16 protein-coding genes are annotated in these 23,564 nt (G+C 71.1%); 10 read left to right on the top strand and 6 right to left on the bottom strand.

Annotation, left to right across the window (positions count from 1 at the left end):
* Positions 1–7 precede the first annotated feature (7 nt).
* Genes C8E87_RS08435 through C8E87_RS08420 form a run of 4 tightly spaced genes read right to left on the bottom strand, consistent with a single transcriptional unit; the run spans position 8 to position 6,069 of the window.
* Positions 8–1,207 (bottom strand): TRAFAC clade GTPase domain-containing protein, encoded by a 1,200-nt coding sequence (locus tag C8E87_RS08435; protein ID WP_133872563.1) that lies wholly within the window; start codon positions 1,205–1,207, stop codon positions 8–10.
* Between the two features lie 14 nt (positions 1,208–1,221).
* Positions 1,222–3,882 (bottom strand): SaeA-related protein, encoded by a 2,661-nt coding sequence (locus tag C8E87_RS08430; RefSeq protein ID WP_133872562.1) that lies wholly within the window; start codon positions 3,880–3,882, stop codon positions 1,222–1,224.
* Between the two features lie 13 nt (positions 3,883–3,895).
* Positions 3,896–5,521, bottom strand: a complete 1,626-nt coding sequence (locus C8E87_RS08425) for an Hsp70 family protein (protein WP_133872561.1) — start codon at positions 5,519–5,521, stop codon at positions 3,896–3,898.
* 5 nt (positions 5,522–5,526) lie between these two features.
* Positions 5,527–6,069, bottom strand: coding sequence for a nucleotide exchange factor GrpE (locus C8E87_RS08420; protein WP_166661121.1), 543 nt, complete (start codon positions 6,067–6,069; stop codon positions 5,527–5,529).
* A 177-nt stretch (positions 6,070–6,246) separates the two neighbouring features.
* On the opposite strand from C8E87_RS08420, the gene C8E87_RS08415 reads away from it, so the two are divergent.
* On the top strand, positions 6,247–11,580 hold the full coding sequence (locus C8E87_RS08415; RefSeq protein ID WP_166661120.1) for a tetratricopeptide repeat protein: 5,334 nt from the start codon (positions 6,247–6,249) through the stop codon (positions 11,578–11,580).
* A gap of 36 nt (positions 11,581–11,616) precedes the next feature.
* Here C8E87_RS08415 and C8E87_RS08410 read toward each other — a convergent pair whose 3' ends face one another.
* Positions 11,617–13,212, bottom strand: coding sequence for an Hsp70 family protein (locus tag C8E87_RS08410; protein ID WP_133872558.1), 1,596 nt, complete (start codon positions 13,210–13,212; stop codon positions 11,617–11,619).
* Between the two features lie 196 nt (positions 13,213–13,408).
* On the opposite strand from C8E87_RS08410, the gene C8E87_RS08405 reads away from it, so the two are divergent.
* The 4 genes from C8E87_RS08405 to C8E87_RS08390 all read left to right on the top strand — a co-directional run bounded on the left by C8E87_RS08405 (position 13,409) and on the right by C8E87_RS08390 (position 17,394).
* The gene (locus C8E87_RS08405) at positions 13,409–14,464 is read left to right on the top strand and encodes a DUF2293 domain-containing protein (protein ID WP_133872557.1); all 1,056 of its coding nucleotides are present in this window, start codon (positions 13,409–13,411) and stop codon (positions 14,462–14,464) included.
* A gap of 40 nt (positions 14,465–14,504) precedes the next feature.
* On the top strand, positions 14,505–15,683 hold the full coding sequence (locus tag C8E87_RS08400) for a cytochrome P450 (protein ID WP_133872556.1): 1,179 nt from the start codon (positions 14,505–14,507) through the stop codon (positions 15,681–15,683).
* Positions 15,674–16,585 carry an acyltransferase domain-containing protein gene (locus C8E87_RS08395; RefSeq protein ID WP_133872555.1) on the top strand — a complete coding sequence of 304 codons (912 nt, stop codon included), beginning with the start codon at positions 15,674–15,676 and terminating at the stop codon, positions 16,583–16,585. Before C8E87_RS08400 ends, C8E87_RS08395 begins: the two co-directional genes overlap by 10 nt.
* A gap of 110 nt (positions 16,586–16,695) precedes the next feature.
* Entirely contained in the window at positions 16,696–17,394 is a 699-nt protein-coding gene (locus C8E87_RS08390) for a DUF899 domain-containing protein (RefSeq protein ID WP_203720859.1), read from the top strand.
* Here C8E87_RS08390 and C8E87_RS08385 read toward each other — a convergent pair.
* A complete protein-coding gene (locus C8E87_RS08385) occupies positions 17,369–17,959 on the bottom strand; it encodes a TetR/AcrR family transcriptional regulator (protein WP_133872553.1) in 591 nt (196 codons plus the stop codon). The two genes, C8E87_RS08390 and C8E87_RS08385, sit on opposite strands and share 26 nt — an antisense overlap.
* Positions 17,960–18,033: 74 nt before the next feature.
* Between C8E87_RS08385 and C8E87_RS08380 the strand changes: the two genes are divergently transcribed.
* The 5 genes from C8E87_RS08380 (at position 18,034) to urtD (ending at position 23,563) form a co-directional block, all read left to right on the top strand.
* Positions 18,034–19,050: a zinc-dependent alcohol dehydrogenase gene (locus tag C8E87_RS08380; protein ID WP_133872552.1), complete on the top strand. Its 1,017-nt coding sequence runs from the start codon at positions 18,034–18,036 to the stop codon at positions 19,048–19,050.
* 313 nt (positions 19,051–19,363) lie between these two features.
* A complete protein-coding gene (urtA, locus tag C8E87_RS08375) occupies positions 19,364–20,662 on the top strand; it encodes an urea ABC transporter substrate-binding protein (protein WP_133872551.1) in 1,299 nt (432 codons plus the stop codon).
* 92 nt (positions 20,663–20,754) lie between these two features.
* Complete coding sequence (gene urtB, locus C8E87_RS08370) at positions 20,755–21,639, top strand: urea ABC transporter permease subunit UrtB (RefSeq protein WP_133872550.1); 885 nt, start codon at positions 20,755–20,757, stop codon at positions 21,637–21,639.
* Positions 21,636–22,730 carry an urea ABC transporter permease subunit UrtC gene (gene urtC / locus C8E87_RS08365; protein ID WP_133872549.1) on the top strand — a complete coding sequence of 365 codons (1,095 nt, stop codon included), beginning with the start codon at positions 21,636–21,638 and terminating at the stop codon, positions 22,728–22,730. Before urtB ends, urtC begins: the two co-directional genes overlap by 4 nt.
* Positions 22,727–23,563: an urea ABC transporter ATP-binding protein UrtD gene (gene urtD, locus C8E87_RS08360; RefSeq protein ID WP_133872548.1), complete on the top strand. Its 837-nt coding sequence runs from the start codon at positions 22,727–22,729 to the stop codon at positions 23,561–23,563. Before urtC ends, urtD begins: the two co-directional genes overlap by 4 nt.
* The last annotated feature ends 1 nt before the right edge of the window (position 23,564 follow it).

The raw sequence follows: 23,564 nt of genomic DNA, 5'->3' as shown, positions 1-23,564 counted from the left end.
GCCGGGCCTACGCCTTCTTCGTCGGGATGGTGCCGAACGTGCTGAGCAGCCAGAGGAACGGGTCCTGAACGCGGCGGGGCTGGACCCCGTACCCGGACACGCGCTGCGCGTCGTGCTCGTCCTTGACCGGGCCGGCGCCCAGCGCGGAGAGGCCGAAGAAGCGGTAGTGGTCGTAGTTCTGCTCGAGCACCGTCTGCATGCCGCCGCCCTGCCATTTGTCCAGCAACGCGCCGATCTCGTCGTGCACGGCGAGACTGTCGCCCTGGTCGAACCCGCCGGAGTCGCGTGGCGAGTTGGCCAGGAGCGCGCTGTCCTCGGGCAAAGTGCCGTCGAGCGCGTCCATCTTGGTGAAGGCGACCGCGATCGGCCGCTTGATCCGCTTGCCCTTGGGGGTGCCGAGCGCGTCGTGCAGCAGGTTCGTGATCCGGGACAGGACGTTCGCCGGGTCGTCCTGCGGCGCTCCCTGCTCGGGCAGCAGCGTGCCCGGGTCGGCCAGCGGCCGGGCGCCGCGCATCTGCAGCGGGTCTAGCAGCAGGACGATGCCGTCGGCGGCGCTCAGATAGCGGACGTGCCGTTCGACGCTCTCGGCCGAGCGCAGGTCCTCGCCGGCGGTGTCGAAGAACGAGAACAGGCTGCGATCGACGACCTCACGGCCGATGCGGCGCCGGCGTACCCGGGAGACGCTGAACACGAACGGCCGCCGTCCCCGGTCGCCCACGGCGGTACGGGTCTGCTGGTGCAGCCGTCCGTCCTGATAGAGCGTGTCCTCGTACTCGGTGCGGAAGTGCTCCATCGTGTGCTCGTCCGCGCCCAGCACGGCGAGGCCGAACTGGTTGCCGACCTGGTGCTGGAGCTCGTGCAGCAGGACGGTCATGTACACCGTCTTGCCGCTCTCCTTGGCCCCGACCAGGGCGATGAGCCGGGTGTCGGCCTCGCCGAAATGGGTCGGCAGCTGGCTGTGGCAGTGGCCGCAGATCCGCAGGTACGTCCGCACCCGGCAGTCCGGGTGCACGGCCGACCGCTTGCTGCCGTCGGCCTGGAAAGCGGGGTGGCGCGGGGTGTTGTCGCCGGTGTGCGCGGCCAGCAGCGAGTCGATGGAGGCCTCGCAGCGGCGGCCGTTGTCGCCGACCCGTCCGGCGCATCGGAACTCGACCTGTGACAGGCGCAGGGGGAGGTAGCAGTACGGGCAGTGCAGCCGGGCGGCCATGCTCCGGTCTCCTCTCACTTTCGGCGCTGAGCCAGGCTGATGCCGGGCGGCGGGGGCGGTTCGGCGAAGTCGCAGCGCACCGACGGCACGAGCGGGCCCGGCACGGCGGAGGTGACGTCGACGGCGCTGAGCCGGTCGGCAGGCAGCCAGCGCCCGGGGAGCCGGATCAGCACCTCCGGTTCGGGCCGTCCGTCGCCGCCCTTCTCACCGAGGGTGAGTTCCAGCTCCGGGATCTGGCAGGGCTGGTCGGTGCTGAGCAGCAGGGTCCGCCGCGGGCGGGGCATCCGGGTGCGCTCGAGCCACCAGAGCACCCGCGGTGACCGGCCGGGCAGCTCGGCTGCGACCGGAACCGACAGCAGCTCGGCGTGGCGTTCGCGGACCACCGTACGGACCGAGATCGAGACGGCGCCGAGCCCGAGCGGAAGCAGGACGCCGCCGCTGTCCCGCACTTCGCGGCGGCCGTAGGTGCGATTGCCGGCCGTCTCGTTCGTGGACCACTCGACCCGGGCCTCGTATGCGTCCTCGGGCCAGATCCAGGACACGTGGACGTCGGCGCCCCGGCGGCGCAGCCGCAGGCCGCTCACCGGCGCGGTCAGTTCCAGGGCGACGGTGTTCCCGATGACGGCGATGCCGGGACCACGGGTGACGGCCGTGAGGAAGAACCGGCCCTGCCCGGCGGGCGCGTTGGCCACGCAGCGGCCGGTGGTGTCCGGCCCGGCCGCGGTGGCGATGACCTCGCCGTGTCCGTCGGCCTCGGCGGCCGGGACGGTGTCGCCTTCGTTCCAGGCCGGCGCGGTCGTGGCGCGCCGGATCTCGACCCGCCCGCCCCGCGGCGCTGTCCAGCTGAGCGCGAGGTGCGGTGCGCGGTCGCCCGGCGCCACCTCGGCGCTCAGGTCGGGCACGGCGGCCGGCGGGTGGTCGGCGACGATGTGACCGGCGACGGCCTCCGACTCGAGCCGCTCGCCGTCCGGTCCGTGATAGTGGACGGTGACCCGATAGCTGTACGCCACGCCGAGTTCGGCCTCCGGATCGACGAACCCGGTGGCCGCGCCGGGCCGGGTGGCGACGGGCCGCGGCGGGCCGTCCCCGTCGAGCCGGGTACACGTGACCGTGACCTGGACGGCGGCCGGGTCGACGAGCCAGGAGCCGGTGACGGCATGTCCGTCGCCGGTGAGGGTCAGGCCGGTGACCGGCGGCAGCAGGACGACCGGGCCGGCTGCGGCCCCGCGCGACACGGCATCGCCCCGCACGGCGAAGACGGTGTAGACGACCGGCCGGGCCACCGGGGGAGCGGTGTCGGAGGCGCTGGTGGCGGTGGTCTCGATGACCGGATCCCCGTCCTCGGGCGACATCGCCGGGAGGCCGTCGCGACGCACGACGCGGTAGGAGACCTCGCCGGTCCGGGTCCTGCTCGGTTGCCAGCGCAGGGTGACCCGGCCGGGCCCCGGACCGGCCACCACCTCGGCCGGCTCCGGCGGCGGGAAGCGAGCCAGGTGCGCGACCAGGCCCGCATCGTCAGCCGCCAACCGGATGGCCTCGGCGAGCAACCAGGCGGCGTCCTCGGTCCGGCCCTCCCGCTCGGCCTCACCGGCTTTCCCGGCGAACTCGTCGACGGCGGCCGCCGCCCGGTCGACGCGGTCGCGGACCTCCTTGTCGACCGCCTTCTCGGGCGCGGTGGCGAGCTCGGCCTGGGCCGCGCGCAGACGCCCGGCCACCAGTTCGGCGGCGATGACGGCGTTGACGTCGTCCGGTGGGCCGGTTGTCCGGCCGGGTCCGGCGGCGGCGACGGTGACGGCGAGTTCGAGCGCCTCACCCCGGTCCAGCCCGAGCTCGTTCAGGGCGTCGGCGGCGAGCGTCGGTGGCAGGCCGTTGGCCAGCGCCGACCGTACGATCTCGGCCGCCTCCCACCGCACCAGGCGATCGAGGTCCCCGGTCGCGTACGCGGTCAGCATCGTGGTCAGGACCGTCTCGGTGGCCGTCTTGCGGGTGTCGTGCGGACGTTTCGCCTGTTCCTGCTTCGCCTGGTGGAGGAGTTCGGCGGTGAGCCGGCCGCCGTCGCCGCCGGTGAGCCGGAAGCCGTCCTTGATCCGGAACCCGCCGTCGAGCGCCTCGGCCGCGAAGACCACCTGCGGGGAAAGGCGCAGCCCGAGGACGCGGAGGTTGCGCGGCACCGCCCCGGCGGCCGGCACGGGGGCCTGGGAGGGGAGGTCCCACTCGGGATCGATCAGCTTGACGCCACCGTCGGCGAGCGCCTTACGGACCTCCTTCTCGGTGAGGATTCCGCCGCCGAGCCGGACGAAGTGGGCCAGCGCGCCGCGGGTCACGTACGGCACGCCCGCCGCCACCGTGGCGATCCACCCGGCCAGCCGCTCGGCCGCCTTGGCGCGGGCCTCGTCACGCCGGCGGGTGAACTCGGCCGGGCTGAGCGCTTCCGCCTTCCGCAGTTCCTGGTGCGCGGTGAGCAACGCGTTCGCCAGTGGTTTGTACACGCGGGTGTTGAGCAGCCGGTTCCAGTACCGGACGACCTCCTGGACGCGGTCGTCGAACCGTTCCGGGGTCTGGTGGGCGCCCGTGAGCCCGTACCGCGTGAACAAGTCCTGCGGCGGCTCGTTCCCGGCCTGCCGGGCCGGATCGAGCACCCTGACCTTGTATTCCTCTTCCCACTCGGCGCCCACGACAGGTTCCCGGTCAAGCGCCCACGGCGTACTTCGCCACGGCGGATCGGGCCTCGTCGAGGCTGTCCTGGCTGAGGCCGCTGATCGCCAGTTCCATGAGGAGCTCCTTGTCGGTGCGCCGTTCGACCGCGTGGACGCGCAGGGTTCCCATCTCGTCCATCGCGAAGGTCACCTCGACCGGGGAGTTCGCCGGCATCGGGGGCAGGTTCTCGATCCGGCCCTCGCCGATCTTGGCGTTGTCCGTGAGCCGCGCCGATTCGGCGGCCCCGGCCTGCTCCCAGATCTCCAGCGTGATGCCGACCATGCCCTCGTACGCGGTGCCGTAGGTCTGAGCGGGAGGCTCGGCCGGCAGGGGGCTGTTCGCCCGGAGCAGGTGGTCGACGATGAAACCGTCGGGATCGGCGTCCGTGTCGTCGCGAGCGAGCACCTTGACGCCGAAGGCCCGCGGCACCACCGCGGTCACCCGCTTGCCCGCCAGCTGTTTCATGCTGTCCACATCGATCCCCAGATCCGCGGCCGCCTCGGCGAGCACGGCCGGGGTGGCTTCCCCGTCGGCCGCCGAGCCGGGCAGGGCGATCCGCACCGACTCGATGAGCGCGAAGAGCGCGGCGCCCTTGGCGACGGCCAGGTCGGGATCGTGGAGCTTGGGCTCGAACCCGAAGCGGGACCGCAACATCCCGGCCACCGCCGGCATCCGGGTCGACCCGCCGACCAGCAGCACGTCGTCGAACCGCTCGACCCCCTTCTCGCGGGCCGTCGTGACCGTCCGGAGGGTGATGTCGTGGGTTCGTTCCAGCAGGTCGGCGGTGGCGTTCTCGAACTCCTGGCGGCTCAGTTCGAGCCGGCTGCTGGCGCCGTTCCACCGCATGTTCTGCCGGCGGCTCTCGAGGCTGCTCAGCGCGCGTTTGACGTCCTCGGCGGCCACCGCGAGCTCCTGCAGGAACTCGTCGCTGTCGCCCGCGTCGGAGTCGGGGTGATCCTTGAGGAAGCGCTGGAGCAGCAGGTCGGCGATCCGCTCGTCCCAGTCGGCGCCCCCGAGGTGGTGGTCGCCGTCGGTGCAGACGACCGTGACCTCCCGGTCGGAGATCTTGATGACGGTGGTGTCGAAGGTGCCGCCGCCGAGGTCGTAGACGAGGATCGTGCGCTCGCCGCCCGCCGCGCCGAACGCGTCGTAGTGCAGGGCCGCCGCGACCGGCTCGGGCACCACGTTCAGGACGTTGAGGCCGGCCACGTCCCCGGCGGCCCGGGTCGCCTCGCGTTCCTTCACCCCGAAGTAGGCGGGCACGGTGATCACGACGTCGCGGACCGGGACGTGGCCGATCTGCTGGGCGGCACGGGCGAGCTCCTGCAGGATGAACGCCGAGATCGACACCGGGGTCTGCACGACGCCGTGGAATTCCAGCTCGGCGTGGTCCTCGCCCATCCGGCGCTTGATCAGGGACACGACCAGATCGGGATAGATGCGCGCCGAGTTCTTGGCCTCCCGGCCGACGACCACGTTTTCCGGCGTTTCGAAGAAGACCACCGACGGCGTCGAATCCTCGCCGATCGCATTCTTGATCACCACTGGGCGGCCGGTGTCGTCGATCTGCGCGATACAGGAGTAGGTCGTTCCCAGGTCAATTCCGAAGATCGCCATAATGGTCAGCCCGCCGTTCCCGTGCTCAGCACGGCGGCCGGCTCCCGGAACAATCGCACCCGCATCGGCCGGCGGATCGCGCCGGTCTCCTGATCGACCAGCCCGGCGGTGAGCGTGCGGGCGACCGTCCCGCCGGCGGCCGGATCGGGGTTGTCGACGAAACCCACCACGACGTGCCGGCCCCGCTCGTACGGCTCACCCGGCTCGGCCGTGACGACGTCCACGCCGTACCGGGCGAGGGCCATCGCGACATCGTCGGCGAACCCGGCCCACAACTGCTGGTCGGCGTCCCGTCCGGGCTCGCCGGCCAGGCGCTCGGCCTGCTGGGCGAGGCCGTCGTAGAGCTTGGCGAGGTCGGTCAGCACGGGTTGGAGAACCGTACGCGCGAGACCCGCCCGCAGCACCTGGTTCTCCTCGTGGAGCCGGTCGATCACCGCCTCGCGACGGGCCGAGCGCTGATGGAAGGCCTGCAAGCCTTCGTCGATCGAGGCCAGCGCGCCGGCGATGGCGTCGCCGCCGGCGGACCGGTCATTGTCCGAATCGGACACTCGGCGCCCCTTTCGGATGGGGAGGAATGCGGATGTCCAGGTGGGCCCACGCTAACTTCGGCAACTTTTCGGAAGCCATCCGGAAAGCGGCGGTCAAACGCTGGCCGGACATGCCTGCCATTCCGGCTGGGGAGCCCGAACAATGGACCGGGCAATTGGCTCGGAGCGGATCGATCAATGGCGGATGATGTGTTGATCTACGTGGCTCACGCGGCCGGCGACGCCGCCCTGGCGGCCGGGCTGGGCGTGGAGCTGCAGGATCGTGGGCTCCGGGTTTTTCTGCGGGCCTGGGACGTGCAACCCGGGCAGACAACGGTGGACCGGCTGGACGAGACGATCGAGGAGTGCGGCGCGGCGGTCGTCCTGATCTCCGGCGACGGCGGCCGCATCCGGGAGTACCCGGCCCTGACCGAACTCGCCGACCTGGGGAAACTGACGGTCGTTCCGGTGGTCTTCGACGGGGCCGCGGTGCCGCCGTCGCTGAGCGGGCGCGAGCGGATCGACTTCACCCGGGCGGGCACCCGCGCGGATCACGACCTGCGGTACGACGCCCTGGCCAGAGCCTTGCGCGGCGAACCGGTGGCGCGGCGGAGCGTGGCCGCGCCGGAATTCGACCGGACCTCGGAAACACCCGTCGACATCCGCCTCGTGATCGGCTCGAACGAGACGGTTCTCGTGCCCCCGTACGGGGAAAGGGTGAGCGCGGCCCACGATGGGCTCACGGCGGTCGTGCAGCACGTGGCCGGCCGCGCCGAACGGGACCGGCTGCGCCGGAGCCGCGCCGAGCAGGCCATCCGCACCGTCGGCCGGGAACTCGGGCAGCGTTTCCTGCCCGGCCCGGTCGCCGACTCGCTGGTCGACCTGCTGGCCGGAGCGGCCACCCGCAACCAGGCGGTCCGGATCTGCCTCGAGACCGAGATCGAGGAGCTGCCCTGGGAGACGACGATCCTGCCCGGCGATGCCGTCCCGCTGGCCCTGCGGCCTCAGGTGCGGCTCTTCCGCGGATGGGATCTGGGCGCCACCGCGCAACCCGACATCCCGGGGCCGCTGAGCATCCTGGCCGTCGTGGCGAGTCCCGACGGCGGGCACCAGGACCTGCTCGACTACGAGCACGAGCTGAGCACCATCCTGCGCCGGGTCGACAACGCCCGGCGCGGCGGCGCCCACGTCCGCGTCCTGAACTGGGGGTCGGTCGGGGCCATCCGGGAGGCGCTGCACGAGGAGCGCTTCCACATCCTGCACATCTCGTGCCACGCCGCACCCGGCGTGCTGCTCATGGAGACCCCCGACGGCGGGCCCGACGAGGTCGACGCCGTCCGGCTCGCCCGCGAACTGGTGCTGCCGGATCGCGGCGTCCCGATGATCGTGCTCGCCGGATGCCACACCGCCGGCGCGGACGCGTTGCCCGGCCTGGCCCACACCCTGCTCGAACACGGCGTGCCGACGGTCGTGGCCATGACGGCCGCCGTCACCGACATCTACGCCACCGAACTGCTCTCCACGGTGTACGGCCGCCTTTCCCGGGCGGGGGAGCCGGCCGACCCGCTCGCGGTGCTGTCCGACGCGCGCCGGGAACTCGAGCACACGCGCGCGGCCCGGCCCGCCCGCGACCGCATCCGGCAGCTGCCGGAATGGCCCACGGCGACGATGTTCAGCCGCGTGCGGGAAACCGCCCTCTACGACCCGCGTACGCGGGGATCGGTGCCGGAGCGGGTGCCGCCCGCGCGGGTCGCCGCGGGGATCGCCCACCTCGACGACGGCGAGTTCGTCGGCCGCCGCGCCGACCTGCGCAGGCTGCTGGGCGTCCTGAGGGGCCGTGCCGCCGGCCACGGCGTGCTGATCCACGGCATCGGCGGCGTGGGCAAGAGCAGCCTCGCGGCGCAGGCCGCCCGGATGGCCGCGAGCAGCAGCGACACCGTCGTGGCGAGCCTGCACGGCCGCTGCACGACCGACGAGATCATGATGGCGATCGCGAACCGGCTGCGCGTGGCAGAGTTCCCGGACGCCGAGGGTTCGAAGCGGCTTCACCGGCGGCTGACCGACGCCGAGGACGGCTGGGATCTGCGGCTCGAAATGCTCCGGGACGAGGTCGTCGAACAGGGTGTGGACGTGCTGCTCGTCGTCGACGACCCGCTCGGCGACCCGGCGAGCACGGCTCCCGGCATCCACCCGGTTCTCGACGCCGACGTCCGCGACTTCCTGACCGCCTGGCTGCGGATCGGACGGGGCGCCCGGTTGCTCGTCACCGCCCGGCACGCCGATGTCCTGACCCACCCCAAGCTGATCACCCACCACCTCGGGCCGTTGAGCCGTGCGGAGACCGAGAAGCTGATGTGGCGGCTGCCTGCGGTCTACACCCTGGACGACGAGCAGCGCGCCCGCGCGTACCGGGACCTCGGTGGGCACCCGCGTTCCCTGGAATACCTGGACGCCGTGCTCAGCAGCGGCGCGGGCGGCCCGGAACGGCTTCCCGGTGGCGCCCGGGACGGATCCCGGCCGTTCGATCGGGTTGCCGACCGGTTGGAGCGTGGCCTGCGCCGGCGCGGGGTGTCCGACGTGCAGGGCTGGATGCGCACCGCGGCCGGCGACGTCGACGTGGCCACCGCGGAGGCGATCGCCGAGGCCTCGGCCGAGGTCCTGCTGGACGACATCCTGGAACAGCTCGGCGCCACCTTCCCCGAGGCCCGCGGCCTGCTGGTGGCGTCCTCGGTCCATCGTGTGCCGGTGACGCGGGCGGCCCTGCAGTGGGTGGTGACCGAGCCGGCCGCGGTGCTTCCGGAACGCGTGGACCGGCTTCGGAAGCACTACGACCGGCTCGCCCGAGCCTGCGCGGAGGACCCGGGCACCACTCTGGACGACCTCCCGATGTCGTCGGCGGAATACGCCCGGTTGAACCGGGACCTGGCCGCCCAGACCCTTCCCGCGGACGTTCCCTGGCTGGACGCCGCGTGCGCCGAACTGACCCGGCTCGGCCTGCTGACCCCGGCGCCCGCCGACGACGGCGAGCCGCGGTGGGTGGTCCACCGCTGGACGGCGTCGTCGCTGGCCGCGGCCGCACCGGAGGAGGTGCTCCGGGCTCATCGCCGGGCCGCCGACCACCGCCGTTGGTGGGCGCGGTTGAACAGCCGGGATCCGGCGTACGACTACAGCGACCTCGAGGAGGCGCATCACCACTGCGTCGCGGCCGGCGACGTCGATCAGGCGGTCGGGGTCGCGGCCGAGCTCTGTGTGGCCCTCGACGCCCGCAGCGAGCTGCGCCAGGAACAGCGGGTGTGCCTCGACACCGTGAGCCTGCTCCGCGACGAGCAGCCGGAGGCCTGGTTCTTCCGCCATCAGCTGGGCGTGATCTCGCTGCGCCTGGGCGACTACGCCGACGCCGAGTGGAATCTCGGACTGTGCCGCCGGCTGGCCGAGACCCACGGCGATCCCGTGGCCGAGGCGGCCGCCCTGCGGGAGCTCGGCGCGCTGGCCCAGCTGCGCGGGAACCCCGACACCGCCCGCGACCTGTACCTGTCGGCCACCCACCGGTGCCAGGAACCCGGCGTCAACGGGACGCCGGCGGCGTTGACCGTCCTGGCTTCCAGCTACCAGCAGATCGGCGCGCTGGCCCTGGCCCGCGGCGACCACGAGGCCTGGCGCTGGAGTGTCGGCGCGCTCCGCATCGCCGAGGAACTGGCGGGAACCAACGAGCTCGCGGAGGCCGATCGTGACCTGGCCCGGCTGGCCCGGGCCGTCGGCGACCAGCAGCGGGCCGACGAGCACGAACTGGCGGCCGGCGAATCCACTGCTCTCGGGCTGGACAGCGTGCGCCTGCTGGCCACCTCCGCCCTGCAGACCGGCGCGGTGCAGCTGATGCGCGGGGCGCCCGGCCTGGCGGCGCGGGACCTGTGGCACGCCTTCGAGGCGGCCCGCGACCTGGGCGACCTCCCGTTGCTGGCGCAGTGCGCCCAGAACTACGGCGACGTGCTGTTCGAGGTCGGCGACCACGAGTTCGCGCTGCACATGTACGAGATGCTGGCCGAGATGGCCGACGAGCTGGAGGATCCCGTCCGGTGCGCCATCGCCGAGCAGCAGATGGGCCGGGTCGTCGCCCAGCTCGGCGAGGGCGGCCTCGCGGAGGAGCACTTCGCGGAGGCCGACGCCATCGCCGACCGGCTATGTTCCCGGTCGCTGCGCGCCGCGACCAGCCTGTTCCGCGGCTCGGTGGCGGAGCGCGCGGGCCGCCTCGAGGACGCGCGCGAGCTGTTCGCCCGCGCGATGACCGCCGCCGAGGACACCGACGACGCCGTCTGGGTGGCGAGCGCGATCCAGCAGGGCGGCATCGACGCGCGCCGGGGCGATCCGTCCGGCGCCGCCCGCTGGTTCGACCTGGCGCTGCGCCGCGCCGCCGCTGCCGGCAACCAGCGGTCGAGAGTGGCCTGCTTGACCGCTCTCGGACTGCTCGCCAGGGAGGACGGCCGCGCTGACGACGCCGTCCACGCTCTCCTCGAGGCGGTGGAGGCGGCCAAGGCCGGTGGGGACGTCCGAGCGGCGGCCGGTGGCCTTCTGCACCTCGGCCGGCTCTACGGCGACCGGGGCGACCTGCGGATGGCCGAGGCCTGGTACAGCCGGGTGCTGTCCCTGCTGGACGAGCAGCAGGACGCCGATCTGGTGGCCGAGGCGCGCCGGCAGCGGGGTCGCTTCCGGCTCGAGCTCGATCACGAGAAGTACGACGAGGCGGTCGAGGACCTCGAGCGGGCCGCCGGGTTCTACCGGGCCCTCAACGCGCCCCCCGCGCTGGCGTGGTGCCTGCTGCACATCTGCCGCGGCCGCCTGATGACCGGCGACGACGAGGCCGCCGAGGTCGCCGGGATCGAGGCCGGCGAACTGGCCGGCGCCGTGCCCGACACCCCGTTGCGTGTCGTCGCGCTGCTCGCGGCCGGTGAGCAACGGCTCGACCAAGGTGATCTGGAGGCGGCCGTCGCCCTCTTCGACGAGGCACTGGCCGGCGCGACCCGGATCGAGACCCCACCGGCCGGGCTGACCGCCGACGCGTTGCGGATGCTGGCCCGGGCGTGCCGCGCGGCCGGCGACCCGGCCGGCGCCGTCACCCGCCTGCGGGCGGCGATCGGCATCGCGGAGGCGCAGCAGGACCGCCTGGCGATCATGCACGACAGCCGGGACCTCGGCCGCGCCTGCCGCCTCCTGGGCCGTGCGGAGGAGGCCCGCGAGCACTTGGAACGGTCGGCCGGCATCGCCGCGAGCGTCGACGATCAAGCAGCGCTGCTCGCCGCCGGAGGTGCGGGCGGGGCGGCGGCCACCGTGGCCGACGGGCAGTGGCGGGACACCTGGTGGCTGCGGCGGACCCGTCAGGTCAGGGGAGAGCGGCCGTTCGCCGACGGCACGCCGAAGTATCTGGGCCCGTCGGTCGACCAGGTGCTGCGGGAGATGAGCCCGCGCTGGTCGGCGGCGGCCGCGGTGCCGCTGGCCTGCCGTCCCTTCGGGCTCGGACGGGCCGCGCGGGCGGCGTGACCGATGGCGTGTTCGCGGTTCCGGCGGCTGTCGCGCTCAGGCCAGCCGGGTCACCGCGTCGCGGGCCTGCTTGACCCGCCGGTCGTCGAGCCCGCCGATCCGCACCTCGATACGAATCTTCTGGCCGGTCTTCAGCTCCCGGGCGTCGACCGTCAGCAGGCCGGCCTCGTCCATGGCGAAGGTGATGTCGATCGGTGATTTCTTGGGCAGCAACGGCAACCGCTCGATCAGGCCCTCGCCGATCTGCTTGTTGTACTCGACCAGGTGCGAGACCTCGGCCCCGGCCTGTTCCCAGATGGTGATGTGGATGCTGGTCTGATCGCTGACGGCGGTGAAGAACTGCTCAGTGATCTTGGGGGACGGCAGCGGGGTGTTCGCCTCCAGCAGGTGCCGGACCTCGATCTTGCCGTCCTCGGGATCGGTGTCCCGCGCGACGACCCCGACGCCGAAGGCTCGCGGAACGACGATCGTGACCTTCTTCGCGACGAGCCCGCCCACGGTTTTCTCCGGTACGCCCAGCGCCTCGGCGGTGGCCTTCACGCCCACCGTCTCGTCGCTGTCGGCGAGCCGGACCCGGATCGTCTTGTGCAGGGCGAACATCGCGGCGCCCTTGGCCACCGCGAGGTGCGGATCGTGCACGAGCGGCTCGAGCCCCAGCGCGTCCCGCAGCTTCCTCGCCACGGCAGGCATGCTGGTCGAACCGCCCACCAGCAGCAGTGTGTCGGGCCGCCCGGCCCCCAGCTCCTCGGCCACCCGCAGCGTCCGAGTGGTGATCTCCAGCGTCCGGTTCAGCAGGTCGGCGGTGAGCTCCTCGAACGTCTCCCGGGTCAGGTCGACGTTGAGCTTGGCCCCGCCGTACTGGACCAGCTGCCGCTTGGCCGCCCGGCTCGACAACGACTTCTTGAGATCCTCGGCGATCAGGCCCAGCCCCTGCAGGAACGTCTCGCTGTCGGCGGCGCCGGCGTCCGGGTGGGCCGCCACGAAGCACTCGCTCAGATACGTCACGATCCGGTCGTCCCAGTCGGCGCCCCCGAGCTGGTGGTCGCCGTCGGTGCAGACCACCGTGACGTCCCCGCCGTGCAACCGGATCACCGTGGTGTCGAACGTTCCGCCGCCGAGGTCGTACACGAGAATGGTGCGGTCCTCGGCGCCGGACAGAGCCCCGTAGTGCAGGGCCGCCGCCACCGGCTCCGGGACGACGCCGACCACGGTGAGCCCGGCGATCTCCCCGGCCAGCTGAGTGGCGTGCCGCTCGCTCAGCCCGAAGTACGCCGGCACGGTGATCACGGCGTCGGTCACCTCGGCGCCGGTCGCCTTGCGGGCCGACCGGGCCAGGTCCCGCAGGATGAACGCCGAGACGCTCTCCGGGGTGTACGAGACGCCGTCGAAGTCGAACTCGATGTCCTGGCTGCCCATCCGCCGCTTGATCAGGGACACGACCCGCTCGGCGTCGCTCTTCGCGGCGTCCTTGGCCTGTTCCCCCACGATGACGTTGTGCGGCGTCTCGAAATACACGACCGACGGCGTCAGCTCCTGCCCCTCGTCGTTGCGCACGATGACCGGATCACCGTCGTCGCCGACGTACGAGATGCAGGAATAGGTCGTCCCGAGATCAATACCGAAGGTGGTCATGACGCTCCTCGCCGTTCCGGCTGAGGCCATCGTGCAATCGCCGCTCCGCTCCCCGCGACCTTCGCGAGGGCGCAAATTTCGCCGGTTCGGGCCTTACATTCCAGCTTGCCCCGTCGACCGCGGCCCCGGAGGGTTTCTGGGCGTCACGTCGTCCGAGGTGGAGGGCTCATCTGCGCGGCGGGTAGCGTGCGTCTTCATGCAGTTCGCCTCGAAGCTGGAACGCCGCGTGGTGAGCGCCGCTGAGCAGGCGCTTGAGCGGCAGCGGCACGTGAGCCCGCTCGACGTGCTGACCGGCCTGGGCTGGTTGCCGCCCGGCCTGGTGACCGACTGGCGGCAGGGCCGCGTGCCGCATCTCGAAGGGGTCGCGGCCGTGTCCGCCGCCCGGCTGGCCGACGCGCTGGAGATCTTCCACCGCTGGGTGAAGGAGCGCGGTCTGCGGCCCAGCGAGGTCGGCTACGTGGCCGCCACCCGCGACCGGCGGCCGCTGCGTTTCACCGCGTCGGGTGACGAGGCGCTGGAACAGGCGTACCGGGTGCATTGGCTGGCGGCCGACCTGACCGAGAAGCAGCAGGAACGGATCACGACCCGGCAGAGCAAGCCGCCCGACCTGGTGGTGCTGCTGGCCACGCGGCCGTTCACCTGTGCCGGCTGCGGCGAGACCGAGGCCGACATGCTGATGATGGAGGACGGCGAGCCGATCTGCCTGGCCTGCGCCGACCTCGACCATTTGGTGTTCCTGCCGGCCGGGGACGCCGCCCTGACCCGCCGCGCCAAGCAGGCCGGCCGGTTGTCGGCGGTGGTGGTGCGGTTCAACCGGTCCCGTAAACGCAACGAGCGCCAAGGCTTGCTGGTCGAGCCGGCCGCGCTCGAGCTGGCCGAGCAGCAGTGCCTGTCCGACGAGGACGCCCGGGCCCGGCGTCGCGAACGTGACCGCGTCCGGCGCGAGGCCGGTGACGTGGTGTTCCAGCAGAAACTGGCCGACGAGATCGTGGCGCTGTTCCCCGGCTGCCCACCGGAGCGTGCGGCCGCGATCAGCATGCACGCCGGCGCCCGGGGGAGCGGCCGGGTGGGTCGCAGCGCCGCCGGGCAGGCGCTCGATGCCGACGCCGTGACCCGCGCGGTGGTCGCCTCGGTGCGGCACGAGGACACCCCCTACGACGAGATGTTGATGGCCGGTGTGCCGCGGGACCAGGCCCGCGAGCAGATCCGCGAAACCATCGACCGGGTCCTGGCCGGTTGGCGCCGCCGCTGAGGTTCCGTTCTTGGTGACCGATGCGCAACACTTGGTGACCGTGACGTTCCTCAATGTGGTCGACCCGGCGTTCGACTTCACGGCGCCGGAGGTGTTCGCGGCTCAGGAGGCCGGCTGGTACGCCGATTGCCCGCTCGGCCCGCTCGTGCTGCGGTACGCCGAGACGCACGAACTGCTCCGCGACCGCCGGCTCGACCATGGCGGCGACAGCTACCTGAGCGGCAACGGCATCACGTCCGGGCCCATTCACGACTGGTGGGTCCCGATGATCGTCAACCGGGACGGCGCCGAGCACCGCCGGCTGCGCACGCTGGTCAGCCGTTCCTTCACACCCCGTACGATCGACGCGTTGCGGCCGTTCATCCGGTCCACGGCCGAGGCGCTGGCCGACGAGGTCGCCGACGCCGATTTCGTAACCGCCTTCGCCGACCGGCTGCCGCTGGCCGTGCTGAGCGAGCTGCTGGGGGTGCCCGCCGCCGACCACGATCTTTTCAGCGCCTGGGCCGGCGACATCGGCATGATCTTCGCGCTGGCGGCCGGCGGCGACACGGCGGCTCGCGTCGAACGGGCGGTCACGGGCCTGGACGCGTACGTGGGAACTTTGATCGAAGAAAAGGCGAAACGTCCGGCCGACGACCTCATTTCGAGAATGGTCGCGGCGGGGGAGTCCGACAACGCGATCACCCGCGCAGAATTGCGCAACCTGCTGGTCACCCTGGTTTTCGGCGCGCATGACAACACCCGTCACCAGCTCTCGAACATGATGGTGACGTTCGCCGAACACCCCGGGCAATGGACTCTGCTGCGCGACCGCCCGGAATTGACCGGCAATGCCGTCAACGAGTCGATGCGCTGGCGACCCTCGGCGGCGAGCGTGTTCCGGCGGGCCGCCCAGGATTTCGAGTTCCAGGGCTTGCCGATAACAGCCGGCACCTTCGTGACCATGGCGGTCGTGACCGCTCAACGGGACCCGCGCGCCTATCCCGGCGGCCACGTTTTCGACATCACCGCCGTACGGGAACCCCCGCTGCTCCAATTCGGCGCAGGCCCCCACTACTGCCTCGGCGCCGCGCTCGCCCAGGCCGAACTGGCCGAATCCCTGCCCGTCCTGACACGCCGTTTCGGCCCCCCGCTCATCACCGGCGAGGTGACGTGGCGCCCGGCCATAGGCACCCACGGCCCGAACGAACTCCCCTTACTATTCCCGGCGTGGACCTGAACGGCATCGCAACCCGGCTCGGCGTGCCCCTCCGGGAAATCGAACGCGTGCACCACCTGGCCGGCGACCTTCCGTCGGCCCCGCTGTGCGCGAAAGCCGACGCCCCGCGAATCCTCGGCCAATTGGCCGTACGCCCGGAGGACGCCACCGACATCATGGCCGGCTGGCCTTCGGTGTCGTGGACTCCCGAGCTGACCTGGCTGCTCGACCGCTCGATCGCCCTGGTCCGCGCCGACCTCGGCGGCTACGGCTGGCTGGCCCCCGGTCCCGAGCTCCCGCGCTATTTCGTCTACGTCTATCTGGCCCTGCTCGACGACGTCCGGCAGTACCACCGGGACCACGGCATCCCCGATTCCGTGTCGTGGGCGACGCTCGCCGACCTGGGCCGCAACCTGGCCGTCAACCGTCGCATGAACGGCGAGGGGTGGCCCGTCATGCAAAGCTGGCTGACCCTGCACGCGCGCGGCGGCCTCTACGAACTGGGCCGCCTGCAATTCCAGCGCGGCGACACCGCCCTCAGCCTGCACATCCCCGAATCCGGCCCCCTGACCCCGCAGGCGATCGACGCGTCGCTGGACGAGGCCCGCGAGTTCTTCCCACGCCATTTCCCGGCGGAGTCGTACAAGACTTTCTCCTGCGGTTCCTGGCTGCTCGACCCGCAACTGCGGGAATACCTGCCCGCCGAATCCAACATCATCAGATTCCAGCAGCGTTTCACCCTTTCCCCGTACGAGGAACCGGAAGGTCTCGACCCCGACGTCGAGGTGCTGAGGTTCGCCTTCCGGACGCTCTCCGCGCCGTTGGCCCAGCTTCCTCGCCGTACGGTCCTGCAGCGCGCCGTCATCGACCACCTGAAGGCCGGCCGGTCCTGGCACTGGCGCCACGGCACTTTCCCACTGTGACCGCCTGGCCTGGTCCGTTCGCGCGCCGCTCGGGCTGACAAGGGGAAAATCGTCAGCGAACGCGGGACGCTGGAGTCCGGTCGATTCGCAGGCGAAAGGAGATGGTGATCATGGCAATGCCGCCCGTTGTGGAGGAAGCGACCTGGCGTGAAGAGCTTGAGGCGTTACGCGTACGGGAAAAGGCCGCCACCAAGGAGCTCGACGCGATCGCCGCGCAGAGGCGCCGGCTTCCGATGGTGCGTATGCCCGACTACGTTCTGGTCGGGGCCGGGGGGCCGGTTCGGCTGGTCGACATTTTCGAGGGCCGGTCGCAGCTGATCGTCTACAACCACATGTGGCAACCGGGCGCCGAGTGGCAGTGCGGCGGCTGCACCAGCTTCACCTCGGTGTTCACCCGGCTCGGTTTTCTCGACAACTACGACGCGCGCTTTGTGATCGTGACTCAGGGCGCCATCGACGAGGCCTTGGCGTACGCGAAGCGTGTCGGCAACAAGATGACCTGGTATTCCACCGCCGGCAGCCCGTTCGGGGCAGATGTCGATGCTCCGCCCGGCGGCGGTTTCGCGCTCAACGTCTTCCTGCGCGACGGCGAGACCGTCTATCGCACCTGGCACACCTCGGGCCGCGGCGTCGAGCAGCTCACCTATACGTTCCCGCTGGTCGACGTGCTGCCGTACGGGCGGCAGGAGGATTGGCAGGACTCGCCGGAGGGCTGGCCGCAGAAACCGGCGTACAGCGGCTGGCTCGACTCGCCCGATGTGGCCCGCCTGTACGGCGAGGATCTCACGGGGGACCGGCCGGAGCGCTGAGCTGGGTTCGGATGAGACGCGCGACGATGCCGTCGAGGTTGGCCGGCACTTCCCGACCGGCGCCGAGGTACCGGCGTACGGCGGCGTAGGGCAGGTCGACCACGACGAGCAGGATCTCGGCGGTCGGGAGCCCGGTCGCGGCCTTGAGGTCATCCACCAGGCGGCGGACGTCCTGGTCCCAGCGTGCCTGGTCGGCTTCTCGCCACGCCCGGCTCTCGGCGGGCCAGGCAGCAGGTTCGAGGGATCCGGGGCCGGCCAGCAGCACCCGCGCGTCGGTGGGGTTGGCGCGGCACCAGGACACCGTGCGGCGCCCCAGCGCGACCGCCGCGGCCACCGGCTCACCGGCGAACAGGGGATACAGCTCTTCGTGGAAGCCCCGCACGGCCCGGTTCCACACGGCGGCGAGCAGGGCCGCGCGGTTGGGGAAGCGGTGATAGACGGAGCCGCTGGAGACCCCCGCTTCCCGGATCACGCCGGCCATCGTGAGGGTGTCCCCGCTCCCCGAGGTGAGCAGCCGTGCGGCCGCGTCGAGGATCGCCGAGGTGTCGTGGACGAGGCGGGGCACGGGTTGAAGATACCCAACCCGCCATCTAGAGTCCTCTCTCTAGAGAGTTCCCTCTAGATCGTGTCGGGAGACCCATGCGAAGCCTCGTCCTCACCGGCCCCCGTCGCCTGGAATGGCAGGACCGGCCCGCACCTCGCCTGTCGGCGCCGGCGGACGCGCTGGTGCGCCCGATCGCCTCGGCTTCCTGCGATCTCGACCGCTGGATCGTGGCGTCGCCGGCCCCCTTCGAACCCCCGTTCGCCCTCGGCCACGAAGCGGTCGGCGAGGTCGTCGCCCTCGCCGACGGCAACACCGCGCTGACGGTCGGCCAGCGGGTGGTCATCCCCTGGCACATCAGCTGCGGCGCCTGCGAGAACTGCCGGCGCGACCTCCCCGGCGCCTGCGCCTCGGTGCCCCGTCTCGCCTCGTACGGGACGAACGTCGGTGGGCACTGGGGAGGGTTGTTCGACGACCTCGTACGGGTTCCGTGGGCCGGGCACAACCTGACACCGCTGCCGCCCGCGGTCGACCCGTTCCTGGCCGCCTCGGCCGCCGACAACCTCACCGACGCCTTCCAGGCCGTACGGCCGGCACTCGCGGCCCACCCCGACGCCGACGTGCTCGTCGTAGGCGGAACTGCCAGCCTCGGGTTGCTGACAGTCGCCAGCGCCATCGCCCTCGGGGCCCCGAAGGTCACCTATCTCGACACCGACGAGGCACGACGCGCGACGGCCGCTGCCCTGGGCGCCGTCGTCCCCGCCGTCAGCGCGTATCCCGACCGGCTCGACGGCGCCTTCGACCTGGTCGTGGACGCCTCGGCCGACCCGGCGGGCTTCCGGTGCGCGCTCCTGTCCACCCGCCCCGGCGGCACGTGCGTCATCCGGTCCGTCTACTTCACCGAGCTGCGCCTGCCGTACTTCGCCCTGTACGGGACAGGCATCACCATCGTGACCGGGCCGCCCCACGCGAGCCCGTACGTGCCCGACGTGCTCCGCCTGATCGGCAACGGAACCCTGAACCCGGCGCCGATGCTGACCGGCCCGTACGGCTACGACGACGCCATCGACATCCTGCTCGAACCGCCGCCGGCCAAGCCGGTCTTCACCCGGTAGGCCAGGCGGCGGCGAGGCCCGCCTCTCGGATGTCAAAAGTGTGCCATGCCTCCACTCCGTCGCTGCTGAGTGGCAGAACCCTGACATCAACTTCTCTTGAGAATCCTTGCTCTTGCTGGGGAATCGCATCTTGATCGGTTCTCCGGCTACAGAGTTGGAACATCCAAGAAATGTCAGAGTAATGACTCAGGGTCAATCTGATCTCACCTGCAGCAGCCGACTGAACCTGGCCGGCGGCAAGGGGCGGGGAGTTCGGGACGCAGTGCCACGACCCCGCGTCACGCCCCCTTCACCAGGAACGGAGTTCCCACATATGTCCACCACCAGCAAGCGGTTGCGCACGCTCACGGCCATGGGCGCCATCGGGACGACCGTGGCCCTCGTGCTCGCCGGTTGCGGCGCCCGAGCCGGCGACGAAGCGGCCGGCAGCGGGACGTCCGCGGCGCCCAGTTGCGTCGACACCTCCGGCAACACCATCAAGCTCGGCTTCCTCAACTCCCTTACCGGTGGCATGGCGATCTCTGAGAAGACCGTCTCCAACGTGCTGCACATGGCCGCCGACGAGATCAACGCCGGCGGCGGCATCCTCGGCAAGAAGATCGCGTACATCCAGGAGGACGGCGCCACGGACTGGCCCACCTTCGCGGAGAAGACCGAGAAGCTGCTGACCCAGGACTGCGTCGCTGCGATCTTCGGTGGCTGGACCTCGTCCTCTCGCAAGGCCGTCAAGCCGGTCGTCGAGAAGCACAACGGCCTCTTCTTCTACCCGGTGCAGTACGAGGGGCTCGAGTCGTCGCCGAACATCTACTACACCGGGGCGACCACGAACCAGCAGATCATCCCGGCGATGGACTTCCTCGCCTCCAAGGGGGTGAAGAAGCTGTTCCTCGCCGGCAGCGACTACGTCTTCCCGCGCACCGCGAACGCGATCATCAAGCTGTACGCGGCCAAGCTGGGCATCCAGATCGTTGGGGAGGAGTACGTGCCCCTCGACAAGGACGACTGGACCAGCCAGGTGGCGAAGATCGTGGCCGCGAAGCCCGACTTCATCTTCAACACCATCAACGGCTCGTCGAACGTCGGCTTCATCAAGGCGTACTACGACGCCGGCCTCAACGCCAAGACGACGCCGATCATCTCGGTGTCGATCGCCGAGGAGGAAGCGCCGGCGATGGGCCACGAGGTCACCGGCCACTACGCGTCCTGGAACTACTTCCAGTCGCTCAAGACGCCCACCAACCCGAAGTTCATCGAGAGCTGGAAGGCCTACCCCGGCAGCAGCGGCGTCACCTCCGACCCGATGGAGGCCGCCTACATCTCGCTGTACCTGTACAAGGCCCTCGTCGAGGCGGCCGGCTCGTTCGACGTCGACGCGGTGAACGAGGCGGCGAAGAAGAACACCATCACGTTCGACGCGCCGGAGGGCAAGGTCACGCTCGACGGGAAGAACCACCACATCTCCAAGCCCGGCCACATCGGTCAGATCAACTCCAAGAACCAGTTCGACATCGCCTGGGCCTCCGACGGCTTCATCAAGCCCGACCCGTACCTCGAGGGCTACGACTGGTTCCCGGCCGACATCCGCAAGCAGCTCGTGGACGCAGCGGGCTGATTCCCCTTCACCCGGATGCGGGGTTGCGTGTCGCCCGGCAGGCAACCCCGCGCCCACCGTCACTGTCTTTTCGAACCAGAGAGCGAGTGCATGTGGACGCATTGATCGCACCGCTGCTGAACGGCAGCGCACAAGGTGCGTTGCTCCTGCTCGCCGCGCTGGGCCTCTCGCTCACCTTCGGCCAGATGGGCGTGATCAATATGGCTCACGGCGAGTTCCTCATGATCGGCGCCTTCGCCGCCTACCTGGTCCAGCAGGTCATCTCCGCCAGCAATCTGTCGATCCCGGTCGCGCTGCCGGTCGCGTTCGTCGTCGCCGGCCTGTTCGGCCTTCTGCTGGAGGTCACCATCATCCAATGGATGTACCGCCGGCCCCTCGACACCCTGCTCGTCACGGTGGGTGTCGGCTTGATCCTGCAGCAGGCGGCACTGCACATCTTCCCGTCCCAGGGTGTCCCGGTGGAGAAACCCGGCTGGCTCGACGGGCAGCTGAACATCCTCGGCTACCAATGGCCCCTTCGGCAGCTGTTCACCATCGTGCTCGCGGCCGTCTGCGTCGCCGCGCTGGCAGCCTGGCTCAAGTACTCCTCGTTCGGCCGCCGCATCCGGGCGACCGTGCACAACCGGGACCTCGCTGAGACGTCGGGCATCCCCACCCGTACGGTCGACCGCCTCACCTTCTTTGTGGGGTCAGGTCTGGCCGGGGTCGCCGGCGTGGCCGCGTCGCTCATCGGCGGCACGAACTCCCAGATGGGCGCGCAGTACATCATCCCCGCCTTCCTCGTCGTCGCCGCCGGCGGCATCGGCCAGCTCAAGGGCACGATCCTTGCCGGATGGGCGGTGGGCGTCGCGCTCTCGTTCTTCGCCTACTGGACAACCGGCAGCTTGGCGCAGGTGCTCGCCTTCATCCTCGTGATCGTCTTCCTGCAGCTGCGCCCGCAGGGCTTGTTCACGGTGCGAACCAGGAGTCTGGTATGACCAAGCTGAAGCCATGGCTTTCCCTCAGCGGCATCGGGGTGTTCGCCGTCCTGCTCCTCGCGGTCGCTCCCCTCATGCTCACCGATCACTGGCTCAACAACCTCGGCAAGTACTGCTGCTGGGCCATCGCCGCCGTCGGCATCGGCCTGGCATGGGGCCGGGGCGGGATGCTCGTGATGGGGCAGGGGGTGTTCTTCGCCCTCGGCGCCTACGCGATGGCCATGCACCTCACGCTGGAGACCGCTGGTGACCGCATACCGGGGTTCATGGTGCTCTACGACCCGCTCGCGCCGCTTCCGGTGTTCTGGGAACCGTTCCGCAGCGCGGGTTTCACCCTGCTGGCCATCGTTGTGCTACCCGTGGTCCTGGCCGGTGTCCTCGGGTACGCGCTGTTCAAGCGCCGCGTGAAGGGCGCGTACTTCGCGATCCTGTCGCAGGCGCTCGCCGTCGCGCTGGCCACCCTGATCAGCTCCACGATCCGCGAGACGGGCGGCGACACCGGGCTCAGCGACTTCAAGTACTTCTTCGGCTTCGTGCTGAACGACCCGGCGAACAAGCAACTGGTGTTCCTCATCGCGGCCACGCTTCTCATCGTGTGCCTGCTCGCGGTGTGGCAGCTCTACCGCAGCCGTTTCGGTGAGCTCCTCGTCGCCACCCGGGACGCCGAGGAACGCGTACGTTTCCTCGGCTACGACCCGGCCAACGTCAAGCTCGTCGCCTTCGTCGTCGCCGCGCTGATGGCAAGCATCGCCGGAGCGATGTTCGTGCCCATCGTCGGCATCATCACCCCGGCCGAGATCGGCGCCGCCGCCTCGATCCTCATGATCGCGGGTGTTGCCCTCGGCGGCCGCGCATCGCTCTTCGGCCCCGCGCTCGGCGCGATGGCGGTCGGATGGGGACAGTCGAGCCTCGGCTCGACCTGGCCCGACGGCTGGACCTACATCCTCGGTCTGCTGTTCATCGTCGTCATCCTCTTCCTGCCGAACGGGTTGTCGTCGCTGCCGGCCAGGTTCGCCGCGATGCGCCGGAGCCCGGAGCGTCAAACCGTCCCGGCGGTCGCCGCCGCCGAGCTCGAAGAGGTGAGGGCATGACCGGCGACTCGCTCGTTGTCACGGATCTGCACGTCGAGTTCTCGGGTTTCGTCGCGGTCGGCGGGGTCTCGTTCGACGCGCACGCCGGCGAGGTCCGGTTCCTCATCGGCCCGAACGGCGCCGGCAAGACGACCTGCATCGACGCCATCACCGGGCTGACGAAGGCCACCGGGTCGGCCAGGCTCGGCGAGACCGAGCTGCTCGGCCGGCAAGTGCACAAGATCGTACGGCTCGGGGTCGGCCGCACGTTCCAGACCGCGAGCGTCTTCGACGAGCTCACCGTGCTGCAGAACCTCGACATCGCCGCCGGACGCCACCGCCCCGCGTTCTCGCTGCTGCGGGCCCGGCGGGGCATCGACCCGTCGATCGAGCGCGCGCTGGAGGAGACCGGCCTCACCGGCGAGCTGGCCACGCCGGCCGGCATCCTGTCGCACGGCCAGAAGCAGTGGCTGGAGATCGCGATGCTGCTCGTGCAGGACGCGAAGGTGCTGCTGCTCGACGAGCCCGTCGCCGGCATGAGCCAGGACGAGCGCACCGCGACCGGCGAGCTTCTGCAGCGCATCGCGGCGAAGCGGATCGTGCTCGTGGTCGAGCACGACATGGACTTCATGCGCCGCTTCGCCACACGCGTGACGGTGCTGCATCAGGGCAAGGTGCTCTCGCAGGGCACGGTGGCCGAGGTTCAGGCCGATCCCAAGGTGCAGGAGGTCTACCTCGGCACCGCAGGCGCCGCCACCACGGCCGCCATGTCGGTCGTGCCCACAGTGCTGGACGGCCCGCTCGCAAGCTCGCCGGGCGTGGTGGCCGCGACGCTGCACGGGGAGGAGGACTGAC

The sequence above is a fragment of the Paractinoplanes brasiliensis genome (assembly GCF_004362215.1).
Lineage (GTDB): Bacteria > Actinomycetota > Actinomycetes > Mycobacteriales > Micromonosporaceae > Actinoplanes > Actinoplanes brasiliensis.
The sequence above is the reverse complement of the archived record's forward strand: the minus strand, read 5'-3'. Positions and strand labels throughout refer to the sequence as shown.